Source organism: Actinophytocola sp., assembly GCF_035712165.1.
GTDB lineage: Bacteria > Actinomycetota > Actinomycetes > Mycobacteriales > Pseudonocardiaceae > DASYTH01.
Genome location: NZ_DASTBH010000504.1, coordinates 1 through 6465, shown reverse-complemented (window position 1 = coordinate 6465; position 6465 = coordinate 1). Strand labels below are relative to the sequence as shown.

General features: G+C 71.3%; 9 protein-coding genes. 5 read left to right on the top strand and 4 right to left on the bottom strand.

Translation table 11 applies throughout. The features are described from left to right. The 4 genes from VFO68_RS28640 to VFO68_RS28625 all read left to right on the top strand — a co-directional run. Positions 1–543: hypothetical protein (locus VFO68_RS28640; RefSeq protein WP_325161523.1), on the top strand; the 543-nt coding region annotated here is incomplete at its 5' end. A 27-nt stretch (positions 544–570) separates the two neighbouring features. Then, positions 571–1824 carry a hypothetical protein gene (locus VFO68_RS28635; RefSeq protein ID WP_325161522.1) on the top strand — a complete coding sequence of 418 codons (1254 nt, stop codon included), beginning with the start codon at positions 571–573 and terminating at the stop codon, positions 1822–1824. A 44-nt stretch (positions 1825–1868) separates the two neighbouring features. Beyond that, positions 1869–2261, top strand: a complete 393-nt coding sequence (locus VFO68_RS28630) for a hypothetical protein (RefSeq protein WP_325161521.1) — start codon at positions 1869–1871, stop codon at positions 2259–2261. A gap of 79 nt (positions 2262–2340) precedes the next feature. Further along, a complete protein-coding gene (locus tag VFO68_RS28625) occupies positions 2341–3585 on the top strand; it encodes a prolyl oligopeptidase family serine peptidase (protein ID WP_325161520.1) in 1245 nt (414 codons plus the stop codon). Here the strand turns inward: VFO68_RS28625 and VFO68_RS28620 are convergent. The 4 genes from VFO68_RS28620 to VFO68_RS28605 all read right to left on the bottom strand — a co-directional run bounded on the left by VFO68_RS28620 (position 3539) and on the right by VFO68_RS28605 (position 6144). Further along, a complete protein-coding gene (locus tag VFO68_RS28620; RefSeq protein ID WP_325161519.1) occupies positions 3539–4444 on the bottom strand; it encodes a hypothetical protein in 906 nt (301 codons plus the stop codon). The genes VFO68_RS28625 and VFO68_RS28620 overlap by 47 nt on opposite strands. A 180-nt stretch (positions 4445–4624) precedes the next feature. Beyond that, positions 4625–5305, bottom strand: a complete 681-nt coding sequence (locus VFO68_RS28615; RefSeq protein WP_325161518.1) for a dihydrofolate reductase family protein — start codon at positions 5303–5305, stop codon at positions 4625–4627. Continuing rightward, positions 5305–5799: an SRPBCC family protein gene (locus VFO68_RS28610; protein ID WP_325161517.1), complete on the bottom strand. Its 495-nt coding sequence runs from the start codon at positions 5797–5799 to the stop codon at positions 5305–5307. Before VFO68_RS28610 ends, VFO68_RS28615 begins: the two co-directional genes overlap by 1 nt. A gap of 3 nt (positions 5800–5802) precedes the next feature. Next, positions 5803–6144 (bottom strand): metalloregulator ArsR/SmtB family transcription factor, encoded by a 342-nt coding sequence (locus VFO68_RS28605; RefSeq protein WP_325161516.1) that lies wholly within the window; start codon positions 6142–6144, stop codon positions 5803–5805. A gap of 117 nt (positions 6145–6261) precedes the next feature. Here VFO68_RS28605 and VFO68_RS28600 point away from each other — a divergent pair. Beyond that, on the top strand, positions 6262–6465 hold a 204-nt coding region (locus tag VFO68_RS28600; RefSeq protein ID WP_325161515.1), incomplete at its 3' end, for a hypothetical protein.

Genomic DNA, 6465 nt, shown 5'->3' with positions numbered 1-6465 from the left:
GTCGTGTGCCAGACGGTGACCACGACGACGACCGTCACCACGCACAATCCCGATGGGACGACGACCACGACCACGGTCACCGCGAGCACGGTCACGACCGCTCCGGCCGAAGCCAGGAACCCGGCGCAGCAACCGCCCCAGGGCACGTGCGTCCACCCGTCCGAGGTCAAGTGCAAGATCGACGACAACGCCATCGACCCGGACTTCACGGTGCCCTACTGGAACGACCGTTCGACGCTGATCGGCGCGGGTGTCCCGCTCGGGCCGGGCCGGGACGGGCTGGTCACCGCCACGGCCAACAACCAGTGGGCCGCGCTGCGGCTGGCCGAGCTCCCCGCGGTCGACGAACTGGGCGTGCTGCTCGACGGCGGCCTGACGCTCAACTCCGTCTACAACCAACTCGCCGGGACCGGGCGCGGCACGCAGACCTGGGGTCAGGTTCCGTCGCACGAGGTCGTCAACCGGCTCAGGCTCGAGGGGTTCCGCCCCGACGACACGCTCGGTCACGTGCTGCGCGTCCTCCGGGCGCGCGCCCGCCGCTGACCTCCCGGCTGTGGAAGGACATGTCCCATGACTTCGGTCGACAACTCCACCGGAACGATCGAGTTCGGTCCCGCCGTGGCCCGTGGTGTCCCGACGCAGAGCGGCCTGCGCGGCGTGGCCGAACTGGCCGCCACCGACACCGGCCCGCTCGCGGTGCCGTGGCGCGACACCGCCGTCGTCGCCGGGCTGGGACAACTCGCGGCCACCGACGCCGCCGCGAACCAGAAGATCCTCCGCGGCGCGTGTGCGGTGGCCAGGTTTCGCCACTCGTTCGCCGGGCTGGAGTCGGTGTTCCTGTCCGCACTCCTCGGCGCGCCCCCGGACGCCGCGGAACTGGCCACCGCGGAGAACCTGTGGAACACCGTCGAGCGACCGGCCGGCACCGGCGACGACCTCCTGCCGGTCCTCGACTCCCGGTCGCGCGAGCTCTGCTTCCTCACCCGAGTCGACATCGGCTCGCTGACCGCTTTCGAGCTGCGGGCCCAACTGGCCGAGCTGTGCCGGACCAGGCCGGTCGCCCCCGGATCCACCGAAGACCTGCTCGCGTTCGGGACCCACCTCGTCGTGGCGGCGTCGGCGGTGGCGTCGGCGCAGCTGATCAGGGCCATGCCCGACGCCTCGGCCTACCGTTCGCCCGCCACCGCGGTGATTCCGGCCGCCGACCGCTCCGACGGCCTCCCGCAGCAGTTGCTGAGCGGCACCGCGCTGCTCGTGCAGGTCTGCCTGCTCCAGGGCGGCGGCCTCCCGGCGGCCGCCGGGCCATGGCGATCGGTCTGGCCGGCGACACCCGTGCTGCCCGTGGACGATCCGGCCGTCGAGCACCCGTTCTGGACCACGGCCAGACTCTGCCCGGCCTGGCCGCCGGTCAGCCCCCCGATCACCACCCTGCTGGTTCGGCGCGGCGACACCCTGGTGCTGCCGGCGCTGCCGCGCTTCGACCCCGACGGAACGGCGGCCGAGCACGGCTTCTACCCGCGACTCGACGGTGAGCAGGCCGACGAGGGGCGGGCGTGGCGGCTGCGAACGCCGCGGCCCAGGACCCTCCGGCTGCCGCCGTACCGGGACATCGACCTCACCGGGCTGCACGTCGACCCGCTGACCGGGCAACTCGTGGACGCGCTCGGCAACCCCGTCGGCCCGGCGCCCAGCCAGGCGTTCGGCGAGTTCGGCGCGGTGTCCGCCACGCGCGACCGGCTGGTGGCGACGGCACGCGACGCGGACCTGTCCAGCAACACGCGGCTCGACACGGTCGTCGACCGGATCACGGGGGTCAGGGCGTGAGATGCTGCGCTCAGCGCGAGGGTCGGCGGCGGGAGGAGACCGGGGTGAGCATCTGGCTGGACGTGATCAACTATGTTCGGCTGCGGTATGAGGTGCTGGAGGAAAACGACAGCTGGCTGCGCTTCCGGTTGAGCACCGAGGGCGGGCGGACCCAGCAGGTGGCCGTGCACCACCTGAGCGACCCGGACGGGGCGGAGCTGATCGAGATCTCCTCGCCGGTCGGCTGGGCCGACAAGGTCGACCTGCGGCGCCTGCTCGAGCTCGCCGGAACAGTGGTGATCGGCGGCGTTGCGGTGGTGGACGGCGTCGCGCTGGTCAAACACGCCGTGCCGTTGGCGGACCTGAGCATCCAGGAGGAGTTCGAGCGCCCGCTGCTGCAGGTCGTCGCGCACGCGGACGCCTTCGAGCACGAGCTCACCGGTACCGACCGGTTCTGATCGGGCCTACTCTGAGCTTGCGGCACAACCTCTGAACACCCGCGGCACCGTTTCGTCGGTGTGGCTCGAAGGAGTTCACATGGCCATGTCGATCAGTCGTCGCACCGCTCTGTCGGTCGGGGCAGGCGCGGCCGCCGGCCTGACGCTGCCGGGCGTCGCCCACGCCGAGGGCCAGCACCGCACCAGCCTGGGTTTCGTCCTCAACGCGGTCACGCTCGACGGAGGCGAGCAGGTCACCTCGCTCACCCTGGACACCTCCCGGCTCGGGCCGATCGACCCGGCGAGCCTGACCACCGGCACGTTCACCGTGCACGCCAAGGCCACCAGCCCGGTCGACACCGGCGGCCAGGTCGTCGGCTACGACCTCGACCGGCCGGTGACCGCCGTGCGGCTCGACCACCACGGCAACATCGTGCTGGACCTGAGCTTCGCCGAGGGCCAGACCGGCGGCAACACTCTGGGCTTCCTGGTGCGCATCTTCCGCAACGTCCAACTCGACCTGGACTACACCATCACCCAGAACACCCCGATCCGGCTGCGCCACGGCCGCCCGGTCACCATCGCCCGCTTCGTGCAGGGCCGGCTGGCCAACCCCGAGGTGGACGCCTTCAGCCATCACGTCTCCGGCTCCGGCATGAAGTACCGGCTCTACTCCCCCACCCGGCGCGGCCGGCACCCCCTGGTCGTCTGGCTGCACGGCGGCGGCGAGGGCGCCTCCCTGCCCGACGACTACTACGACAACGAAACCACGCTGCGCGCCAACCGCGGCGCCCTGGGGTTCGCCACCCGGCAGGCCCAACGGATCTTCAACGGCGCCCACGTCCTCGCCCCGCAGAGCACGTCGGCCTGGCTGGACGACGGCCCCCGGTTCGCCCCGCTGATCAACGAGATCATCCACGACGTCGTCCGCGCCCGGTCCGTCGATCCCGACCGCATCTACGTTGTCGGCGCCAGCAACGGCGGCTACATGAGCCTGAAGATGACCACCGTCTACCCCACCATGTTCGCCGCGTCCGTCCCGATCTGCGGGGTCGTCACACCCCGGCAGCCGGGCGAACCGCCCCGCATCTCCGACGCCGAACTGGCCGCCATCAGCACCCCCACCTGGCTGGTGGCCTCCCGCGACGACACCACCGTCGATCCGGTGGCCAACACCGTCCACGCCCACGACCTGATCCCCGGCTCCCTGATGACCCTCTACGACCACGTCATCTGGAACGGCCACCAGTTCCCCGGCCACTGGTCCTGGATCTACGTCGCCCGCAACGACCCGGCCGTCAACGGGACGCACATCTGGCAGTGGATGGCGCACCGACGACGCTGAGGTCCTCGGGTGATGGTGCCGGTGCGGCGAGGGCGGTGTCGACGTTTCGGGCGCGGGCGAGCCGGGCCACGCCAAAGCCGCTGAGCAGCGCGCAGCCGGCGGCGACGATCACTTCGACGGGCGTGGTGCCGAGGCGCTCACCCAGCAGGACCACCCCGATCATGGTGGCGGAGGCGGGGTTGACGAGGTTGGTCACCGCCAGCGGCGCGCCGAGCCCGTTGCGGTAGGACCGCTGGGTGAGCACGGTCGCGGTGACCGCGAACACGCCGATGCCGAGGATGGCGAGGATCATGATGGGCCGCAGCAGCGCCGTCGCGCCGGCCGCGCCCACGGTCACCACCACGGTTTGGCACAGTGCGGAGCAGACCGAGTACCCAGCGCCACCGGCGACCGCCTCCCAGAGCGTCGATGCCCCCGGTCGCCGGCCCAGCAGACCGAGAACCGTCAGGAGGGCGGCCGTGGCGACGAGCAGTCCGACGAGCTCACCGGAGGCGAGCGTCCGGGTCCCGCCGCCGGTGGAGATGAGCAGGGTCAGGCCGGTGAGACCCAGCACCGTGTAGGTCACGCCGCTCAACTCCAGCCGGGACACCCGGCGCCGCGCCATCAGCGCCGCGAGGGGAACGGCGATGACGAGGGTGAGCACGCCCAGCGGCTGGATCAGCGACAGCGGACCGAAACCCAGCGAGGTGACGTGCAGCGCGGCGCCCAGACCATTGAGCCCCAACGCCACCCACAGCACCGGGACCCCGACCAGCTCCCGCACGGACAGGTGCGCATGCCGAGCCTGGATGAGCGCCGCCGTCGCGTAGGCGATGGCCACCGCCACACACAGCGCGATCGCGATGATCAGGTCGGTCATGGCGGCGCTCGCTCGATCCTCGGGTTCGCCCGCGACGGGCTCGGGTCCAGTCTCCTTCGGACACGCCGAAGCCTCGGCAGCGGCAACACCGCCAGGTCCTTCCACCGTACCGCTCAGGATCGGCCGCGGGGCCGATTGCGCAGTGAGTCCCCGCACTCCACGCACACCGCCGGCGGTCGTCTACCGCTTTCGCACGGCGTAGGTCAGGTGCGTCGCCCTCGGGGAGGGTTCGGCGCGGAGCGGCTCCAGGGCCACGCGGTCCGGGTCCACGCCCTCGAACAGGCGGGTGCCGGAGCCGAACAGCACGGGCGACAACGTGATCGAGAACTCGTCGATCAGGCCGGCGTTGACGTACTGCAGGATCGTCGCACCGCCGCCGGCGATGCGGACGTCTCGGTCGCCTGCGGCCTCGCGGGCCTGGTCCAGCGCGGCCTCGATGCCGTCGTTGACGAAGTGGAACGTCGTCCCGCCCGGCCGCTGCCAGGGGTCGCGCCCGGTGTGCGTCACGACGAAGACCGGGGTGTGGAACGGCGCCTCCTTCGGCCACGACCGCTCGCCGAGGTCGAACATGCGCCTGCCCATGACGCTCGCCCCGGTGCGCTCGAAGGTCTCCCGCGCGATGTCGTTGTCGCGTCCCTCCTCACCCCCCTCGCCGAACCCGAGGTTCTCCCGGAAGAACCGCAGCGGAAAGATCCACTGGTGCAGGTCCATCCACTGCGCCATCCAGCGCCGCACCTCCTGGTCGTCCCGTGTGCCGGGCGCGCTGAACTCCGCCATGGCGCGGGCGGCGGTGGCGTTGGACCCGGGCGCGACGAACCCGTCCAGCGACATCGACACGCTGAAGAACACCTTTCCGGCCATCAGTCCCGCGCTCCCTTGCCAACGATCTCGGCGACGTAGGCGGCCAGGTGGGCCAGGGTCTGCTGCCCGCCCTCGATCGCGCGGTACTTCTCGACCGCCTCCGCGCGCAGTTCCTTGGTGGGAAACACCGTGCGCATCACGATCCGGGTCGCCGCACCGTCCGGTTCGAACGTCAGGACCGACTCGAAGGCGTTCGGGTCGCCGCGGAACTCACCGTGGCGCAACGTGATCCGCTCCGCCGATACGATCTCGGTCCACCGGATCCACTCGGGATAGTCCGTCCCGTCCGGCCCGTGCAGCACGAACTCCCACTCCCCGCCGACTCCGAACTCGAAGGACCGCGTGGTCGTGCTGAACCCCTCCGGCCCCCACCACCGCGACAGATGCCGAACCTCGGTGAACGCCTCGAACACCAACTCGGGCGGGGCATCGATGACCCGGGAGATCACGATCTCCCGCTCGGCCACCCCCGTATCCTGCTGTGCCGCTGCCATCAGTCATTCCTCCTGCCGTGCCTGCTTCAGGTCCTGCACATAGGCGTCCAGGCGGTCGAAACTCTCGTTCCAGAACCGCTCGAACCCGCCGGTCCACTCGTGCACCGGCCGCAGCCCGCGAGCGTCCAGGCCGTACAGGCGCTGCTTGCCTGCCTTGCGGTCGGCCACCAGACCCACCTCCCGCAGCACCCGCAGGTGCTTGGACGCGCGCGGCTGGGTCATCCCCAACTCCCGGGCCAACTCGGTCACCGGCCGCTCGCCCGCCCGCAACAGCACCAGGATCTCCCGGCGCTGCGGCTCGGCGATCGCGTTGAAGACGTCCGACGTAGTCGCTGCTCGTGCCACAGCCGCAATCATATGCCCATATCGGCATGCGTCAAGTCGCGCGAATCGGGGTTGCCCGCCGCCGAACTCCCGTACAGTGCGGCTGATGATCAATTCGGGCGCGGGGGTCACGGGGCCGTGAGCGGGTTCGAGGTTCAGATCGGTCAGCTGCGCAGCGCGGCCAAGGCGGCGGGATCCGCCGCGGACCAGGCCAGGGCGGTGCAGCCGGGCACCGGCCTGGATGCGATCGCGGCGGCGTTGCCGGGTGGGAATGCGGCAACGAGCGCGCCCACGCTGGCGTCGACGTTCAATGAGCGCGGCACAGGCTGGGCAGGTGAGATC

Excerpts from the sequence above, each read along its gene's own strand:
- VFO68_RS28635 (WP_325161522.1), top strand. The coding sequence starts at position 571 with ATGACTTCGGTCGACAACTCCACCGGAACGATCGAGTTCGGTCCCGCC.
- VFO68_RS28625 (WP_325161520.1), top strand. The coding sequence starts at position 2,341 with ATGGCCATGTCGATCAGTCGTCGCACCGCTCTGTCGGTCGGGGCAGGC.
- VFO68_RS28620 (WP_325161519.1), bottom strand. The coding sequence starts at position 4,444 with ATGACCGACCTGATCATCGCGATCGCGCTGTGTGTGGCGGTGGCCATC.
- VFO68_RS28615 (WP_325161518.1), bottom strand. The coding sequence starts at position 5,305 with ATGGCCGGAAAGGTGTTCTTCAGCGTGTCGATGTCGCTGGACGGGTTC.
- VFO68_RS28610 (WP_325161517.1), bottom strand. The coding sequence starts at position 5,799 with ATGGCAGCGGCACAGCAGGATACGGGGGTGGCCGAGCGGGAGATCGTG.